The organism is Marinagarivorans sp., from assembly GCF_982758155.1.
Genome location: NZ_CEXWTU010000073.1, coordinates 1 through 20,622 on the forward strand (window position 1 = coordinate 1; position 20,622 = coordinate 20,622).

General features: G+C 47.3%; 8 protein-coding genes. 1 reads left to right on the top strand and 7 read right to left on the bottom strand.

Annotated features, from left to right (window positions below; genetic code table 11):
- Positions 1-1,536: excinuclease ABC subunit UvrA (gene uvrA / locus AC3A8L_RS10040; RefSeq protein ID WP_487962112.1), on the top strand; the 1,536-nt coding region annotated here is incomplete at its 5' end.
- A gap of 48 nt (positions 1,537-1,584) precedes the next feature.
- Here the strand turns inward: uvrA and AC3A8L_RS10045 are convergent.
- The 7 genes from AC3A8L_RS10045 to AC3A8L_RS10075 all read right to left on the bottom strand — a co-directional run bounded on the left by AC3A8L_RS10045 (position 1,585) and on the right by AC3A8L_RS10075 (position 20,572).
- A complete protein-coding gene (locus AC3A8L_RS10045) occupies positions 1,585-1,836 on the bottom strand; it encodes a hypothetical protein (protein WP_487962113.1) in 252 nt (83 codons plus the stop codon).
- A gap of 388 nt (positions 1,837-2,224) precedes the next feature.
- Complete coding sequence (locus AC3A8L_RS10050; RefSeq protein ID WP_487962114.1) at positions 2,225-4,708, bottom strand: sugar-binding protein; 2,484 nt, start codon at positions 4,706-4,708, stop codon at positions 2,225-2,227.
- A gap of 237 nt (positions 4,709-4,945) precedes the next feature.
- A complete protein-coding gene (locus AC3A8L_RS10055; protein ID WP_487962115.1) occupies positions 4,946-6,133 on the bottom strand; it encodes a carboxylesterase family protein in 1,188 nt (395 codons plus the stop codon).
- A 218-nt stretch (positions 6,134-6,351) separates the two neighbouring features.
- The gene (locus AC3A8L_RS10060; RefSeq protein WP_487962116.1) at positions 6,352-8,148 is read right to left on the bottom strand and encodes a serine/threonine protein kinase; all 1,797 of its coding nucleotides are present in this window, start codon (positions 8,146-8,148) and stop codon (positions 6,352-6,354) included.
- Positions 8,149-8,341: 193 nt separating this feature from the next.
- On the bottom strand, positions 8,342-8,788 hold the full coding sequence (locus AC3A8L_RS10065; protein ID WP_487962117.1) for a hypothetical protein: 447 nt from the start codon (positions 8,786-8,788) through the stop codon (positions 8,342-8,344).
- Positions 8,779-9,174, bottom strand: a complete 396-nt coding sequence (locus AC3A8L_RS10070; protein WP_487962118.1) for a DUF1240 domain-containing protein — start codon at positions 9,172-9,174, stop codon at positions 8,779-8,781. The genes AC3A8L_RS10065 and AC3A8L_RS10070 overlap by 10 nt, the downstream gene beginning before the upstream one ends.
- A gap of 328 nt (positions 9,175-9,502) precedes the next feature.
- Positions 9,503-20,572: a hypothetical protein gene (locus tag AC3A8L_RS10075; protein ID WP_487962119.1), complete on the bottom strand. Its 11,070-nt coding sequence runs from the start codon at positions 20,570-20,572 to the stop codon at positions 9,503-9,505.
- Positions 20,573-20,622 lie beyond the last annotated feature (50 nt).

Below are 20,622 nucleotides of genomic sequence, written 5' to 3' on the forward strand. Positions count from 1 at the left end.
GATGCTCATGAATATTTCTGGAAATTAAAATTCAAAGGCGCTAAAGCTAAAATTGCCGATAAAATTCTCAAAGAATTACGCGACCGCTTTAAATTTTTAGTGGACGTGGGCTTAAACTATCTAACACTTAACCGCAGCGCCGATACATTATCAGGCGGCGAGGCGCAGCGTATTCGTCTCGCCAGCCAAATCGGTGCTGGTTTAGTCGGTGTCATGTACATATTGGACGAACCCTCTATTGGGTTACACCAAAGGGATAACGATCGCTTACTCGGCACGCTCACGCATTTACGCGACTTAGGCAATACCGTTATTGTCGTAGAGCACGATGAAGACGCCATTCGCCAAGCCGACTACATTGTCGATGTGGGCCCAGGCGCAGGCGTACACGGCGGTGAAATTATTGCCCAAGGCTCACTGCCGCAAATTATGCGCAGCCGAAAATCACTGACTGGCGCTTACCTTTCGGGTAAAAAGTCGATAGCCATTCCCAAAAAACGCACCCCGGTTAAAGATGACAAATACTTAGTACTTGAAGGCGCCACCGGACATAACCTACAGAATGTGACGGTTGAAATACCCGTGGGTTTAATGACCTGCGTAACAGGGGTTTCTGGCTCAGGAAAGTCCACGCTCATTAATGCAACGCTTTATCCGTTGGCCGCCACGGCGCTCAATAACGCAAGCACACTTCAGGCCGCTCCGCACAAAGCCGTGCACGGGTTAGATCACTTTGATAAATGTGTCGATATCGATCAAAGCCCCATCGGCAGAACCCCCCGATCCAACCCCGCCACCTACACCGGTATATTCACACCAGTACGTGAATTATTCGCAGGCACACAAGAAGCCCGCGCCCGGGGTTACAAAGCCGGCCGCTTTAGCTTTAACGTGAAAGGCGGGCGCTGCGAAGCCTGCCAAGGCGACGGCATGGTAAAAGTGGAAATGCACTTTTTGCCCGACGTTTATGTACAGTGCGACCAATGCCACGGCCAACGCTACAACCGCGAAACTCTCGGCGTGAAATACAAAGGCAAAAATATTCACGAAGTGCTCGGCATGACGATTGAAGATGCCGCACCCTTCTTTGAAGCCGTACCTGCCATATCCAAAAAGCTGCAAACACTGATGGATGTAGGTTTAGGTTATATCTGCTTAGGGCAATCGGCTACTACCTTATCGGGCGGCGAAGCGCAGCGGGTTAAGCTCGCTAAAGAGTTATCCAAACGCGATACAGGCAAAACCTTATACATCCTCGACGAACCCACCACAGGCCTGCATTTTCACGATATTCAGCAGCTTTTAAATGTATTGCATCGCCTGCGCGACCACGGCAATACCGTTGTTGTTATTGAGCATAACTTAGATGTGATTAAAACCGCGGATTGGGTGATTGATCTAGGGCCAGAAGGCGGCAGTGGCGGCGGACAAATAATTGCGACCGGCACCCCCGAAACTATGTGCGAAGTAAAAGCGTCACATACAGCTCGATTTTTAAAACCCATGCTAGCTAAAAGTAAAAGTATAAAGCGTTAACAACCGCTGAAATAAAGCGAGAGCAAAGAGTAACCCTCTGCTCTCGCTTTATTCGGTTTCGCCTTCCGCATCCAAGATGCTGAGTGATATAAAAGACAGCGCCGCCAAAGAAAACACCTGTAAAGGTAGCGGCATAAATATTATCAGCGCACCACTATAAATCCACAAATCACGCACATAGCCACGCTTAGCTCGATAGCCTTTGGTGTAACGCCGCCAGTTAGGGTGCTTTTCTAGCTCCTCATCACTCATGCCTTCAGGTGGCCGCGCTGAATCTTCGCTCCGGTCTTGATTATCCATCTGAATACCTCGTTTCTACGCCGCCTTATAATCCTAAAAACCGCAGTTAAACCATCAAAGTCTACGCATCCCCTTGGCGCACCTGACGCGCGATAACAATGATTCATCACCAATAAGGTGACTACACATTTTTACTACACGCCATGCACACCAAGGGAATACGCATCTTTTTGACTCTCAACTGCGGTTTCTAGGATAATATTTTTTGCTCTAATGGCATAATCCTAAAAAACGCAACAACGTATCCCGCTGCGTATACAGATTGAGTCGACGTTAACTGGAGTGTAGCTGGCGATAGCGAAATTGCATAAAAAATAATCAAAATTCAATATAGCCGCCACAAATGAAAACGGCCCCCGAAGGAGCCGTTACTGGAGGGAGAGGAAGTTTATTCCACAAGCATTAAGGATCCAAAAGAGTCTGCATTAATGTAACCCTGATTATCATTATGCCCTTCGGTAAAGACTGTGCTCATGAAATGCTCACGCCCGCCATTACCATCATTATCAATATAGCTGGGCGTAAAGCCCATAATTTTACCTGCGTATAGTTTCCGTCGGGCATCATCCATACTGCCCGCGCCATTACCGTAGGTGCCAAAGATGGCTACACGAATTTCCCATATATACGTTGCCGCATTACTGTCATCGATTTCTACCGTCACATGCCCGTCAATATCACCAATATCCTCTACGTCTTTTTCAATACTAATATGGTAGGCAAAAGCATTGTTATTGTACTCGTGATAACCACCGCTACGATCCTCATCAATAAAAAGCTCTACCGTATCTTTCTGGTAATAAGCGCCCGTCACGCTATTAATATCATCGGTAATTTCAAACAATAAATAGAGATAATCCTCATCCCAAAGCGCCTTATAGCGTCCAGTGAAATCCTCCTCGCTCGAAGGTTCGGAAAGATCCTCAAAGCCCACCCACGCCTCATTAAGCGTATCCCACTGCGCCAATTCCCAAACAGCATCAACTTGACCATCGATAACCGGCGCAACATCAACAGACTTGGCCACATTGTGATTATCCCCCGAAGGCGTTACTAAATCACAATCTTCAATCTCGTAGCTAATCGTCAGTTCAGGCTTTATATAGTGCATTTCAGTGAGCGAATTACAACCGATATCACTACCTGAAACATCCACAGCAACCAACTTTGGGTTACCTTGAATACTTAGCGAGCTAATATCACCAGTCGCCACCACCAAGGTTTCGAGTTGCGCCAAAGCACTAATATCAAGACTGGACAACCTACCCGCATTCAACACGCTGAGTGAACGTAAATTAACGCCAGTACTAATATCTAGACTGCCATAATTACCACCATCCACAATAAGCTCACTCACGTGCTCCAAACCCGCAATCGCTACTGGCTCGTTAAAATACCCGCCAGATAACACCAATGTTTTCAGCGACGTTAAATTCTCTAAACCCGTCCAATCCATAATTTGTTGGCTACAGCTCAAATGTGTGAGCTCATCAATGTAAGCCGTACTGGCATTCTCAACACAAGTCGCCAACGCATCGCTGGCAAACTCTAAAGTACTTACTCGGCCGGTCAAATCTTCGACTGACTCACTACTCATGCTAGAAGCCGAGCTATTGGTTTGCGCGCGACTACTCACCGCAACTTCTTGCAAAATTAACGGCTGAGCAATAGCGAAAACCCAAGGCCATAAATCGGGACTGGTATAGGCCCGCGGCCACACCGTATGGTTTAAATCATTACCGCTGATTTGACCATCTTCTTGATCACCCGGATCCACATTCTCCCAACCCACATCCTGAACGCTGGGGTAGCTGGTAATAAAGGTGCAAGCGCCGTCCTCGGCGAGCGCAACAACATCGCTACTGGTTTCATCGTAAGGATTATTTTCATCACCCGGCACATGGTGCGCCCAAACAGGTAATTTGGAGTCAATAAGGCTTCGCATTGTTGTGCGATCGGGTGTGTGGCCAGACAAAGGAATAGCAGCGGCAATTAAGTCTGGACGGCGCAGTGCAACACCCCAAGACCCCGCCCCGCCCATTGAGATACCCGTGACATAAATACGCGCAGGGTCAACTTGATGATTGGCAATCATGTTTTCAATTAAGGCAATTAGCGCTTCACCTGGCGCACTCGCTTTATTAGGATCAAAGCGCCAATCACGGCCTGCGCCATTAGTCCATTCAGAACTTCCCTGCGCACAATTGCAGTGCGGCGCAATAATATAAGCGGGGAATTGCTGCTGATATTCATCCGTAAGTAGCGAGTTATTGGAGGCGAAGAAGTTAGTGGTATGGCGGTTATCCCATAAGTCAGCTGCGGTATTTCCGCTCTCACCCAAGCCATGAAGGTATATCACCAAAGGGAATTTAACATCGGGGTCGCCATCCACTTGATACGGAGAATGTAAAAACCAAGGCAAACTAAAGCCATCAACTTCAACGGGCAATTGCTCCACCATCAAAGCCTTAAAATCGAGAACCGTATTGTATTGATCGGTATCAGACGATGCTAAATGCGGCGCCCAAGCCTCGCTCGCCGCTGGCGGCGCCGGAGGACATTCGGTTCGGGGGGCAATGACCGCCTGCAAGGTGGTTTCTGCACTTGATGAGCTTTGCGTGCCAAGGCTCGACTTTGAACTAACTGAACTCGAATCATCAAGCTGGGAGCTGGAGCTGGAGCTGGAGCTGGAGCTGGACAGTATGGTGGCCGACGAGCTAGAAACCGTAGAGACTTCACTGCTCATATCAGTACCGGCAGAAGAGCTCGTGGTACTTTTAGCAACACAGCCCGAAAGCAACCACGCCCCGCAAGCTAATGTGGCCGCCCTTAAAACCAAGCGCCAAGACTGCGAAACAAATGACATGAACATGCTACAAACCTGAATTTAATAAATAGAAATATCGCGAAAAATACTAGAAGTGGCACCAACTGACGCAATGATATAGGCGCCACCTTACCAAAAGTAACACCTTTGTGCGCGCATTAATGTATACGTATTGAAGAGTAAAAAGACCATTACACTAAAAAGGGCGCAATATGCGCCCCAAAGAGTCAAGATTTAAAATGTTGCGTAACATTAACGCAACATTAAATCCAATGAGTTTATTTAGAGTTGATTAGATCGTGGCTGAGATATAGAAAAAACCCAGGGCCACAGATCAGGATTCGTATACGCACGAGCCCAAATATTATGCGGCGCATCACTTGGGTCGGCATCTGCCGGATCATCGGCGCCCGTCCCCTTGGGATAGCGTGAGATCCAAGCACAACCACCGCCATCACTCACAAAATCAACCGCACTTTGCGCATCACCAATTGGGTTGCTGCCATCACCTTCGCCGTGATTAGACCAAACAGGCACCTTGCTATCGTGCAGTTTTTTAAGATCGTTCGTAGAGGCTGGATGCCCCGCCAACGGAATCGCCGCTGCAAATAAATCTGGGCGACGAACCGCAAACTCCCAAGAGCCACCTCCCCCCATAGACGGTCCCGTCACATAAATACGGGCAGGGTCGACTTGCTTTTCAGTGATCAGTTTTTCAATCAGCGTTAATACCGCGTCACCGTATTTAGACGGTGCATCCTTCATTTCAAAATTACGCCCGCCATCTGACGCCCACTCGTTAGAATAGAAGTTACAATCGCACAATGGCGCCAAAATATAAGCGGGGAACTGCTCTTGATACTCTGTGCTTAACAGCGATTTAGCCGAAGCAAAAAAGTTTTTAGCGTGGCGATTATTCAGGTGTACATTTTGTTCGCTAGGGTTACTGCCTCGCTCTGCGCCACCATGTATATAAACAACCAAGGGAAAGAGTGCATCAGGGTCGCCGTCGGCTTGATGCGGCGAATGTAAATTCCAAGGCAGGTCGATTCCCGTTTCGTTAAAAACGGGCTGCTCAACCATCAATTCCTTAAAGTCTCGTACCACATCATGCGTGCTCGGGTATGCAGACTCCGCATAATGCGGCTTCCAATCACCGAAATTAGGCGCTGGCGGTGCTGGTGGGCAGCTTGTACGAGGGATGATGTCACCCAGCTCAGCAGCGCTACTCGAAGAAGCGCTACTGGCCACAGAACTGCGAACGGAAGAACTAACACTAACATCACTGCTAGAGGTCATCACCGACGAAGAGCTTACGGCTACACTACTGGGGATCATATCGCTTGAGGAAGAGCCCTCGCTTTTAGGTTCGGCAACACAGGCCGTAAGCATAAGCAGTGAAACCAAGGGCAGAACCGATTTAAACCGGATAGTATCTTGTATTTTTTTTGTGGTGAGACAGAAAAGCATAATATTGCGCCTAAAGTAGCCTAAGTCATACTTACCAGTCGGTTTATCCGCAATAGCCGATACTCGCGCCAGTAATTTAGGGCGTCACTTTACTAGAAGTTCTACATTAGGATTGGACGCAGCCCACACTTAAAACAGAACTTAATCTCACTTCGGAATTGACAACGAAAGACAAAAAGGGGTTGGCATTTATACAAGCAACAGCGTTAGAAAGGAGCCTACAGCCAATACAGTGCTAACTGACCGCTGGAGGATTTTTTGATCTCGACGGGAATGTCACGCCATGCCGCACCGGGCTTTACAATGCTGCCGTTGTTCGAACGAATACTGGTGATAGTAATGACGGTTCGCGCCGTTTGCTTCGCCGCGTTGCTTTCTAAACGAGCACTTGATAAAGAAAAAGACTTATAAGCCCCCATGAGTTGTTGCACAAAAACCTGCTTATCCTCTGGAATAACATAGTTATCGACCAACGATGCATGATCCTTGCGCTTAAAGGTGGCAATAAAGCCAGCAACAAGATCTTTAGCTTCATTGTCAAACTTAGCCTTTCGCGCGGCTAACTCTTTTTTACGCGCTTTCTCGGCTAACTGCTTAGCCTCCAAAGCCTGCTTTTTTTCCAACGCCGCCAAGCGTGCGTCTTCGGCTTGTTTGGCTTGCGCCGCTACACGAGCCTCTTCGGCTAAACGTTCTGTCTCCTTCCGCGCCTCCTCCAAACGCTGCTGCTCTGCACGCTTTGCGCGCTCAGCTTTAATTTCGGCCAACTCCGCTGCACGCTCTGTCGCCAAGCTACCCGCTTGTCGCAACTCGGTTTGTAGCTTCACAATTTTTTGATCTTTATCTTCTACAACAACCGCAGCCTCTGCGCTTATAGATTCAGCCACACTCGAGGCCTGCTGCTGCCAGAACCAAAAACCACCGCCGCCAGCCCCTAACACCAGAAAAAGCGTCGCAACAATTGTGCCCCAAGCCTTAGCACCGCCAGGCTTAGCATCGTTAGACTTGCGCCCCCTAAACGAGGTGATACTATCGCTACTCGCTGGCGGCATTAATACGGTGCGATCTTTAGCTGCTGCCTTACGTGCAGATGCCGCTTTTTTTCGCGATTTGGCCGAGGGCTGCTCCGCCAATAGCATCTGCTTCCAAGATGCCATGTCTTGAGGCCGCTCTTCTACACGAAACCCCAAGCCTGCATCCAAAGTCGCTAAAAATTGATGGCTAAAGCCTAAAGCCTCGCAATCGATTAAGGGTAACTGAGGGTCCGGTTTGCCATTCATTAACGCCGTTGCCCGCGCCATTGCCTCGGCCGGCTTTGTGCCTAACAACATATGGTGGAATGTACCGGCAAGGGCGTACACATCCGTCCAGGCACCCTGCTGATCGCTGCTGGCGTTGTACTGCTCAAACGGCGTGTAACCAAACGAGACTAAACTTGTGAGTTTAGTGGTTTGTTTAAGCGCACCGCGGGCAGAGCCAAAGTCCAGCAATACTGGCTCGCCATCGGCCCGCAGAATAATATTGGCCGGTTTAATATCGCGGTGAATAAAACCTTTGCTGTGCACAAAATCCAAGCCATCCATCAAGCCAATCAGCATGCTAGTGAGCTGCGATTCTGTAAACACTACTTTCGAGGAGATAACTTCCGACAGGCTTTGCCCCGCCTCAAGATCCATCACCATATAAGCCGTATTGTTATGATCAAAAACACTGGAAACACGAACAATATTCTTATGGCTGAACTTAGCGAGGGTTCGCGCCTCAATCACAAACTTTTCTAGCCCCCAAGCGTAAACGTTATTATTGTCTGACGTGGTAGGCTCTAAAGACTGGGTATGCCCCTCACGGCTGGCATATTCAATGGGGAAGTATTCTTTAATCGCAACATTGCAATCGAGGTTAGTATCGCGGGCAAGGTAAGTAATGCCAAAGCCTCCACGGCCCAGCACCCCTTGTATTTCGTACCAGTGCAGCTTGAAGCCCTTTGGCAGAGCGTCTTTGACTTCAAGTTGTTTCATATTTGGCCACGGAACCACGATTCTGAATAGAATTTAAGTCGCGTAGTGTAAAAGGCCCAGCGGATCTGGGCAACAAGGATTTTGGCTGATTGGGGTGTGGGAGATTGGCGTTGAGTGTTTATCCCTGCCCCGCAAGCCCCCCGAGCGATACAATTGATGCATACCTACTCGAAAAAGCCACCATATCCGCCCGCTACAGAGCAGACTGACAATCAAACATTAGCTCTCCTTTCTCCAAAAAAGTATCTGGATGGTAATCAACCAAACTAAGGCGAGCAGATCGAGGCGCAACCGAGGGGGCATTCGATACATCACTCAGTGCATGCACGAACAACCCACTAGCCAAAGTCCTAACCGCCAACTGATAGCTGTTAATAAACTCAACCCCCGATAGCGTTTGCACACTGTGCGTCATAACCCAAAACTGCAAACCCTGCCTTTCCAGCACAAGCTTATGGCCACCCTCTTTGTGCTTATGATGACTCAGCACCACATCAAAAAAGTGGCTTTCGCTTTCAACCCCAGCATAAGCCGATAAAGAAATACCACAACTCAGCGATAAAGGCTCAACGGCAAAGCTCTTAGCGACAAAGAGAAAACTTAATATTACCCATAATAAAGTGAATCGTTTTAGTGGCATGATGAAGGATCCAACACAAAGGTTTTGAATTCCGAACGAGTCATTTGTTGTGCATTAGAGCACTCGGTGTAACCCGCAGATTGCAACTTTTGCTCGATGGCACTCGAGACAAAAAATACAGCAACCACAATAGTCAGCAATACTAAGGATAAAAGCGGCTTAGCGAGAACACTCGCCTTTTTCTCCCCAAGAAAACTATACGCATGCACAGCAGGAACAAAGAGGCCACTCAAGTAAACACCTAACGCACCCTGAACTACAATACTTTCACTCTGTTCAGCAACAGAGAGCCCAATCGACACCCAGCGACTGTAAATATAGCAAACAGCCAGTAGCGCTAAAACATCAAAGAGCCCAAGAATAATATGTGCGGTACGCGGGTTCATCGCTAGTAAAAAATCCCCTGCCCTACAGGTAAGCCATTTTGCACCTGCCACTTCAATCTTCGCTCAACTTGCTTTATTTGCCGGTTTAATTCGCCCCAACTCTGGCATGCTCACCGGATAATTACGCAACGCTTTTACCTATCGCCTTTCCCCAACCGCAAATCAAACCCTCCACCGAAAAATGTCGAGCGCTTGTGCTTGGGCATTTATTTTATTTCACTTCCGTCCTTGTGAGCATGTATGTTTTCCTTTTTACTTAACGATATTGTTAACAGGATATGCAGCCTCACACGTAAGAGAAAAAGACCGATAACAGGTACACCCTTTTTTAAGGCGCAACAACTACACGATCAAAGTCAGCAATATAGAAAGCCGCACTTCCTGCAGCTATTACTATTTCATAATGCCCAGGAGCAGCAGGAACAGTCCACTCAACTAATGCCGTACGAGCAACGTCATCAAAAGCAACGACATCATAAGTACCGCCCGACACCCAAGCATCAAGTTCAAGCGTGGGATTTAGCGCACCAACAATATTAGCTTCTGACGTCCACCGAACCTCATATGCTAATACCTGGGAAGAACTTACGACACCGTATTGGCTACCAACTAATAATCGACCACTAATATCAAATGAGGCCAAAGCTGAATCATTTACAGCAAAAAGGGAGTTATTACTTTTATGTATATGCTTTAACCCCTCAAACAGCTGATAGCTTGCGCCAACAACTGGCGCCTCAGGATCTTTGATATTGGCAGAATTAACTCTAGTCCCCCCCAGGGAGCCGACACAGTAAAACCGATCTTCCTCTAAGATAAAGGATGTCGATCTGCGGCTTACAAAAGAGCAGTATTCGTCACTCATATAACTCTTAGCTACAGGTAAAGATGGATTACCCACGTTAGTGATACTAATACCAAATCCAGCCTGATCGAAACCAGGGGGATTATAAACATAGCCATCACCAGCAGCGTATATCGAGTTTACATAATTGACTAAATAACCCAATTTATTAACACCGCCAGCAACTTCATGCTCCCATATTAGAAAACCATGATCGGGACGCTCAACGGCTTCTGTTATAAACGCTTCCGCCACATATAAACGCTGACCATCCGAAACCATATTTCGTATTTCTTCACCAGCACGAAGCATCTCTGCAGCAGCATCAACTCCATTAAGCATAAGGTCAAAACGCGCAAATACCGCATCGTTTCCAACATACAAATAATTATCAAAAACTAACAGTTGAGCAATCGACCCACCATTATTAGGAGCAATATATGTATCCGTAATACTGTTATTTCCTGCGATCAAACTGTCAACACTCAACTTTGCAACATCAAAAGATCCAGGGGTCGAACTATAAGGAACATATAGGTCATCACCATTGATAGCTAAGCCATAAGAAGAGCCACCCGCATCAAAAGAAGCATCCGTATCAAAAGGCAAGGATGGGTTAGATATATCCACAACGCGGATTTCACCACCTCCGCTCAACACTACGTGTGAATCGTTTGCAACAGTTATTGTAGGATCAACAGATAGCAACATCGTAGCTTGAGGAGTAAAAGAGGTACCTCCAGAAACAAAAGGTGCCTCAGGCACTTCGGCAGCTTCACCGCCATACCGAAGAACTTCCAATTCGTAAAACTCCTCTGCCTCATCAAATTGCGCATCTGAGGGTTTCGTCGCGGTAATGCGCACGATTAAACCATTACCGGAGTTAATATAAGAGAAAGCGGACGGTTTAGGCACAATAGTAACGACACCATTATTGTCTACTGTCGCAACAGTCTCATCCGAACTTTGATAAATAATTGGCTCAGATGAACCCTGCGCACTGACCAACTCTGCAGGTAAGCTGAACTCTTTATCCTCACCAATGAATTTAACAACTGTTTGGCCATCGACAAGATCGCCGAAAGATATGGTTTGCGGTTGGATAGGCAGGCTAACGGTAAGATCAAACCGGTTGATTATCGGTGCATACTGATCATCCCCAGCGCGAATCACTGTCAAAGTCACATCACCAACGCCGACCAATCTCACCGCACCTGTTACTGCGTCGACTTGAGCAATTGAAGGGTCGCTGGATAAGTAAATATATTCTCCAGCGCCAACCACGTTGTTAGCAGAAAGTGTAAAGGAATCGTTTGATGTGGGGTTAGCGGGAATGCCCGAAACAGAAATAGCGCTTTGCGAAGTACGATTTTCTGGTGAAACTTTTATCCAATCGTAATCAGCGACATAGAAACCTTGACCAACCAATGTCACTGCAATTTCAAAATGCGCACTGGGATTAACCGCTTCATTGTTTGATGTTGGTAGAGTCCAATAAACTACTGCTGTTCGGCTCACTGCATCAAAATTTGAAATAAAGCACTGCCCCTCGGAAACCTCACACCCAGCTTGCTCGGCGGGCAAGTTATTTCCCCAGCTTAGCGTGTAGGTGCGAATACCCCCCAAGGTTATATCTCCATCACCTGACAGCGAGATATCCGTAGCTAAATCTAGTTTACTAATCCCTCCACCTTCACTTTTAGCAATTATTCCTTGCCCAGCAGGATAAATTTCGCCCGTACCAACAAAAGAAGCTTTTCGCCTTGGGCTAAGAGGGTCTCGATAATCTAGAACATCCAGCTTTTTATAAGGATCTACCGAATTTGTAGGTGGAGAAACTCTCTGCACTGAATAAAAAAGCTCTCTATCCACATGATACGAAGCGATTTGAATCGAAGATGGCGTCGCGAAATGGGTCAAATTTATTTGAGAGATAGGTGCGCCAGGGGCTTGCCCGGACAGATCATAAACCCTTAACTTCCCTGAATTATTTAAAGATGAGGCGCTTTCATAATCAAAACCATATACCAACGCATCATTGATTCCAAACACAGTACTACACCCTGTAAGGGTGGCGAGAACAGATGTATTACCTCCAACGAGAATATTCCGGATATCACAACTACCTCCAGCCCCTACGCCAAATAACAGCCCATCAAAGCTTTCACTATGAACAAAGCCTACATCCAGTAAACTTAGATCGGCACCAGCGGCAAGGTCATTCAGATTGTCTGAGTAATACACTTCAGCACCTCGAGAAAGAAGCAAGCGATCATTGGCAATTGTTGCGATACCCAGGCCATTAATTGGAGCCGAGCGAACAATAGTCGGCTGTCGTTTGTCGGAGATATCTACCAAGTAATACTCATTGCCCCCACCCTGATCAAGAACTAACATCCAATTATCATTCACTGCAATAGAGTAGCCCTGAACACCGAAATCAAAACTTATTACACTCATCGATTGGCGCGATGTATTATTCTGTATCAGCTTAGATATACCGATTCTATTATCCGACAATTGAGAAAATACATATTCCCCATGTGCAGCAACAACACCAGTATCCGAAGCCCCTCCGATTTGCGCTAAATACTCCCCTGAGATAAACACGCCAGAAGGTATAGGCTCCTGCCCCTGGTATGCGGATTGCCCTAAATAGCTCACAGCCCGGAATTGATAACTTGCAGAAGCTGGATGGTATTCCACTCCTCCATCCTTCACACCACTAATGATAGCTGAACCAGCTCGACGACCCGGAGTCACCTCACCTGTTAACGCATCAACCGTCGCCACTAATTCATTACTAGAGCTATAAGTAACCGCACCATCACCACTGCCACCCAATGCTGAAAGAGTAAACGAATCATCACCGACAAACACTTCATGTGAATAACTGCCGTCACCAGTAACGTTATTACCTTGAGCATCAACAAAATTTAATGGGGCTTGGTCTATTATTGGGGAAGTAAATGTAACAGTCACCACAGTCGAAAGCTTAGTTTCAAGCTCAGTAGCTCCAGTAAATCGTGCTCGAGAAAAAATTCGATACTCTCCTGGCACTTCAGGTGTAAACGTACAAACTACCGAGTTAACCTCCAAGCAATCAAAGCCTAATACTGGGAAATCATCCGGCAAAGGTGCAGCATTGTTGTTTGAATCCAGCTGCTGCCAAACATGTATTAATTCACGACCACCACTATCAGTTGTTGCGGGGTTTTCTAATTCCAAGACTACAGGCTCTCCAAGTGTAAACTCAGTTTTATCCAGCGCCTTAATTTTTGGTATAGGTACAACAATATCCTCAGGGTCGATCACTGTTGTTGTTATTGTCAAATAAGAAGAATGACGAACACCACCAATCACTTGGTAATGAACCTTCGTAGTAAATGAACCAATAAGGCCATTTGTAGTGAACTGAATATGATTAGCTTCATTTTCAACAAGAGTTTCACTGGCTACGCGAGTGGATAGATCACCCTCAAAATCCACCCCTCTCGAAACTCGATCATCAGGGTTAATACCGGCAAAAAATACACTCACCGTCTTAATTCCACCGGGTACAATTTGGATAGGAAGCTCGGTTATTTCAATACCGTCAACATCTAAAAAAGTTATAGGTAATTCATAAGAAATAATAACAACCGAAGACTCAATATTATTAGCTTCATCACTAGCAACAACTTTCACAAGATAATCATCAGCAACGGTCGGTGAAAAGACGCACTGCCCAACACTATCGCCACACTCAATTACCTCGGTGAAGCTAGCGCCGTCCGTACTTTGCAACCAAGTATAAGTAATCGCCTCGCCATCTTGATCCGTTATAGCTACATTTTCTAAGTTAAGTTCAACAGAATCACCAATTGTTAAAAAGTTACCAGCAAACGTTCCGATGACAGGCCTTACCGGGTCATCGTTATCAGCGCTAACCGTAAATGTATCGATCGTAATAGCCTGAAAGCTTCCATCGCTAAAATTAAAGGCAACGGTAGAGCCATTACATTGATAATTCGCAACATCTTCTTCGGGGATAAAGTATTGGCTATATACCTCTATATTATTTGCATCGCGAGGAGCAACCCCTGTTCCGCTAATAGACAAACGGTCGCAATGGTTACCCCATACAGGGTTTCCGAAAACAGTAATTGAAGGATCGGGGAATTCAATACTAACCCGCTGATAGGATTCAAGCCCTTCTGTGGGTAAGCCTTCACTACTCCCAGGCTCTAAACTACCAGCTTCTAAAATAGAGATCACAGGGGCTGGGCTAACTGTCGCTGGAATTGTCACAGGATAAGCAGGGGAGCTTATGTCATGAACACCATCCGACACATCGAGATAAAACAATACATTAGTAGCAGTGAATGAATCAGGAAAAGTATCCACAGAGCCTAAGCCAGTTGCGGGGTCTGTAACAATATTAATTCCTTCCGCGCGCCAGTTATAAGTGAGCGTTGGTGAATCATCGCTGACCATAGGCTCGCCACTATTCAGTGTTTGAGCATCTAGGGTATAAACCAAATTAATATCCACCTGTGGCAGCACAATACCTCCGGCAATAATGGGGGCATCGTCATTAGCACTTACAGTGAAAGGGGTTGGGAAAGTTCTCGATTCGCCATTTACAGCAATCGTCCAAATACTTTCGCAGTCATAATCCGTAAACGCTTCTGGCCCAGTGAATGTGTAACTTAGTGTTTGCACTGTCTCATCAGGACTAACGCTTACCTGAAAATCTGTTAATGAGAATATTTTATTACCACAATTTGCTGTCCACTCCCTAAGCCCTATTGCCATAGGCTCAGGAAATTCCGCAGTCGTTGTTAAGGTTACAGGTGTACCTTCAGACGGCAACTCAGGATCGAAAGCCAAACTAATAATCGGCGTTGGATCGATAGGCGTATTCACAGTGATATTCACCAATGCTGATGGCACCTCTGTTTCGCCATCGAATGCAATAACCGCTACGGTATATTCACCAGCCGCTAAGGGGCTAAAGTTACAGGCTTCAACATCACCACATATTTCAACAGCTACCCCATCGTTTTTTACTTGCAGCCAACGATAAGTGATTGGCTGTTCCTCAGGGTCGCTAGAAGCAAGATTTATTGCTAGCGGTAAGGATTGATTAATTTCTAATACGTTATTTACAACGCTGGTAATAGCCGGCATGCTCGGCGCATCATTATCGGCAGCTATCCTCACTGTAATATTCGTCGGAGGTGATGTTGCAGAGCGATTGCCTTGTGCATCCACCACAACCAAACTCACTGAAAAGCTGGTATCCGCCAATAAATTGGGGGCCGTGATTTCGATAGATTCATTGGTGAGGTCTGCAAGGGTTAGGCCTAGATCCGCAAGGGAAATCTCGTCGGTACCGATGCTCCATTCAAAATTGTCGACCGACTCAAAATCATCCGTTGAAGTCGCTGCGCTTAGCGTTAATTGCGATACAGAAGTATCAACTTCAGTCTCAGGCAGTTCGATTTCGCCAGTTAATGCAGTGCCGGTATCATCCGAGATCACCGCAACCGGTGGCAGGTTACGTGCACGCACGGTAATTTCAAAACTATCGCCATCAAGCATTTGCACTTGAGTACTGGCATCGGCAACATCTAGTAAAAATGCAACCGTGGAATCTACTTCAAAGACATCCAGCGGGAATGTCACTGTTCCGATAGAGCCCTCATTCGTTACTGTAATGCGATCGCTATATTCAGCCTCTACACGCCACGTGTAATTCAGCTCATCCAGCGGTGTATCGCTATCGATTACAATCGAGTTGCCGGCATTTAGCGTTAAAGCATTTAAGGTGAAAGGCATGCCTACAATGGCTACAGGTAAATCGGCGTTATCTAACAAAATAACCGACGGCGGATTATCGACGGGGGCTACAGCAAAGTCACCCGTAGTTCCCGTTACGCCACCTTGGCCATTACCATCATCAACAACCAAATCAATTTTACAGTTATAACTTTCAATCGTTGCGGGTGCAGTAAAGCTACCACTTAGCGTTGCTTCGCCAGCAATGGGGCCATTTACCGGGCTTTGTTCTAGTTCAATAACTGATCCACCACAAATCGCAGACCAGACATATGACGGTGTCATGACCGGTGAGGTGAAATTAACGGTCGCACTAACGCTTACAGTCTCCCTTTCGGTTGGGCTTGCTCTCACCTCTAACGTAATGGCTGGCGCCACATAACCCGTTTGGCCTGTAATGATGATAGGCGCGGATTCTACCGGCGGGGTAACGCCATCAGAAACCTGCACAACGATCGAATAAGTTGTATCAACAAATATACCATTAGGCACAGTAAAGCGCGTGCTAGAACCAATTTGCACCGAGAAGCGGTTATCGTTGGCGCCGCCGCCCACAACTCGCCATTCGTAAGTTAGCCCCTGATTTTCTGGGTCTATGGCTGTAGCCGTTAAATCAATAAACCCACCTTCCGCTACGGTAAGTTCAGCAGGTATCGCTGTTAATGCAGTAATAATAGGGTCATCGTTATTGGCAGTAATATTCACCGTATGCGTAGAACTAGCGACTCCATCATGTTCGTCAGTAACAACCAAGGTAAAGGTTAATGGCGCTAAATCGAAATCATCACCGGTGCTGCCACTTAAATTAGGCGCAGTAAACGTCAGCGATGGCTGATTCAAGTCCAAGCCGTTGGTATCCATGCCGGTTACTAGCCATTGAAAACCTAAGACGTCGTTTGGCGTGAAATCATCTAAATCACCCGAGGCTAAATCAACGGGATCCAAAGTTATTTCATTTGCAATAAAGTTGCCTTCTTCGTCAAACTCGCTTTCTAAGACTGTTCGCTCTGAAGCATTACCAGCACTGGGCGGCAAGTTACTACCAGGAATGAACAAAACACCGGAGCTTGCCGCAAGGCCAGACTGCTCATCATCAATCGCACGAAGCTCATAAATGAACGTTGCATCTAAAGGGTGTTTAGGAATGCTTAAGCTGGCTGTTGTTTGACCATTGTTTAAATCGCTAGGCGTACCGATGTTAGATTCGTTCAACCAACTAACAGGCACATCAATTACACCATTATTAGGTATTTGGACCCACTCAAAGCCAGTTAACAGATTTTCTGGATCACTCACAGAGCCGACCAATTCACCAATAAAAAGAGAACTATCCTGCGGTGATTCTATTAGCGAATGCCTAACAAAGGTGGCGACGGGTAAATCGTTAACGGCGGTAACACCCTCCAGCGTCAACGTGAAGGTATCGGTGCCTGGCGTTGCTTCACTATCATTAACAGTAACCGTAATGCCACAATCATAAATTGCTGTGCGATTAGGTAATACTAACTCCGCCTCTTTAGCGAATGCAGAACCGTTTGCTTCAACCTCGTTAATGCCGTCTAGCGTGGTTATTGCAAAAACAGCATCACTACAGTTATCCGCTAATGCCCAGGTATAGCTGGCTATTTCACTGGTATTGCCGGTGACAGCAGCCTGCAGCTGAATAGTCGCACCTTCTTCAAGTACGGCATTAACAGAGGTTACATTTAATACGGGCGGGAAATAACCTTGGCCAATAGTAATCTCAACATTCGCACTGCCCTGCAAGCTGTCCACATCGTCAGCCTGAATAGCTGTCGCCGTGAATGTCACCACGGTTGTTGCATCCGGTAAATTAGGCGCAGTGATTGTTACATCGGCTTGGTTCTGGTTACCGGCAAAATCGATCACATCGGGTAGTGCGCTCCAAGTGATGTTGACGGGGTAATCGCGATGCTCAATATCGGGATCAATAACGGTACTATTGAGTTGAACTTGCCCCAAGCTGGCAACATTACTCACATTCGACGAAGCAGAAACAACCGGCGCATCGTTGTCAGCTTCGATGGTAATGTTTAAGTCTTTACTTACCTGCAGGTCACCATCAGATACGGTTAACACAAACAGCAGATTTTGTTCAGCCGCAAAGTTAGGCGTAACAAAAGTAAAGCTTTCTTCACTCAATTCCTCCGCCGTTAAACCTAACTCGCCTTCGGCCCATGCTTGGGCATTAGCATAAATGCCAAGGTCAAAACCGGCGTCTAGCGATAAGTTCCAGTTATAAGTTAATGCTTCGCCTTGTGGAGTCTCATCAAATGATTGCGCCGCCGATACGGTTAGCTCAACCTCAATTTCACCATCCGCACGCTGCGAGGGATGCTCAGTTTCATCAGCGGTAATGCTGCCCGTGGTATCGGTGGCGCCTACCACCTCAATACCGTCAACACTGATAATCGCTGTGGGCGCTTGGTTAGTCGCAGCTACGGTAATAGCAATAGTTGCAGGAGTTGCATCACAACGTAGAGGATCATCTTCAGCATCACACACGGTTAAACTGAAGTTTAAGATCGTCTCTGAAGGTTGCTGGGGAACAGCAAAGGAAGCATTGCCATCGGCTTCGCCAAGGCTTAACCAATTTACCTGAACAATATCAGCTGCGTCTTGGGTCCAGCGGTAATACAAGGTGTCGCTTTCTTCATCCCTTGAGCCGCTGCCATCCAATAGCTCATCCGTTATATCTTCTGGGTCATGGCCCGTAATGGTTAGTGCACGGTCGGCGATGACGGCAACGGGGATATCATCGATCGCTCCCACGCTTACGCTTAAAGCCGGTACCACGATTGCGTTATCCGCATCTGTAACCGTTAATTGGATGTCACAGGTGTAGTCCGCTTTTTGTTTATCCGGTGTGTTAAACGTTAAGGTATTTCCCACTGCATTACTGAAGTCAGCCAATACTGGCTGCCCTAAACAGGTAGATGCACTCCAGTCGTAAGCGGTAATCGCTTCTGTACCCTCGGTGGTGATGTTCGCCGTTATTACCGCTGCGGCGCCTTCTAGCACAGGAGCATTTAAACTTAACACCACTACGGGCGCGATATAGCCTGAGGTCACGATGACGGTTTCGCTGGCGACACTTTCTTTTAAGAAATCTTCACTACCGGCTTCAGCCACGGTAACTTCGAAAGTAATCGTCAGGTCTTCGTTTTCAACCGGTGCTTCAAAGCTACATTGGCTAGTGGTATTACCTTCGCTACACGCTACCGCTGCAGGGTCGTTCGTGGCTAGGGCGTTACCGGTTTCGTCAAGTTGCTGCCAGCTATAGTTTAATGTGCGAATGTTTTCGGGATCGCTTGCAACCGCCTCAAAGGTGATGGTATCTCCACCGTTTACGGCCACGGGCGCATTGAGTGTTAGTGCTGGCGCTGTATTTTCGGCTTTTAGTGCAAAGGGGTAATCCACGGCTGTAGAGGTTGCACCTTGCGTATCTTCAACCACCAAGGTCACAACTAAGCCTGCCACTGGCGCTTCGAGGTCGTTAATCACAAAACTAAACTGCGATTTCCCTAGCCCGCTATCTTCGGCCACACCTAGGGCTGCTAAAGCCGCGTTGGGTGTCCAGGTATAGGTTAGGTCGTTCGCTGCCGTAAATAGATCTATTTCCGCACTACCCGCGAGCGGTATAGCTTGCAGAGTAACGCCGGCATCTTCGGCAATGTCTGTTGCACTAGCAGGCATTACAAGGCTTATATCGGCTTTTGGAGTATCGTTATTGGCCGCGACGATGACTTCAAGACTCGCTGTAGATACGGCATTTTCGGCAGTGGTGCGGCCCGCTTCACCACCATCGGTTACGGTCAAGGTAAAGGTGATTAAGGCTTCTTCAGCAGCACTGGCCGGCACAAAGGTTGGAGCCGATTCAGTGGTTGAGTTTAATAGCTGCAGCGCTTCGTTGTTATTACTGGTCCAACTGTAATTTAAGCTCGGGCTATCAAGATCTTCAACGGTAATACCGCTCAGCACGATGGGCATGCCGGCATTGGCATTTACAGCCACCGCAGGGGCTATTGCTGTGGGGGCATCGTCACCTGCATTAATGGTAACCGCTAAGCTCGCAGCTCCTTCACCATTCAGTTCGCCATCAGCAACGGTTAGGGTGAAGTCACAGGTTTGTGGCGCTAACGTATTGCTGGCGGTAAAGCTGGCCACTTCGGCATTAGCATTAGTCAGCGAGCCATCACAGCTTGTTTCCCAGCCATAGGTCGCGATCGGGTTAGTGCCTGCGAGTGAGCCAGCAGCCGTTAGGCTAACGGCGACGCCTTCGGTTAACACCGTACCGCCACCCACAAGGGCTGCGCTGGCAGACGGCGCAAAATAACCGCGCTCGACATTCACATTCACGGTTTCTACTTCACTGATTGGGCCATTGGTAATCGCTTCGGTCGCGACCACTGTAAATACGAGTAATTGGCTATCGACCAGGATCGCAGGAGCAGTAAAGGCAAGCTCAGCGCCAGAGAAATTAGCTGGAATAAGATTTTCGTAACCTGCTGGCGCGACCCAAGCGTAGGTGTAATCAATAGAGGCTTGATCTTCGTCTTCGTTGTTTACCGTCGCGGTTAAGGTCACGCCGCTTTCGGCGGAAACATTCACGGGGTTGGGCTGAACGCTAACTTCGGGCGCGGCATTCACCGCTTCAACGGTTACGGTATAAGCCGTTGCTTCTGAGCCTTCACCTTGTTCGTCTGTCACGATTAACTGGAATTCCAGCGTGATGGCAGCAGCAAGGTTAGGCGTATCGA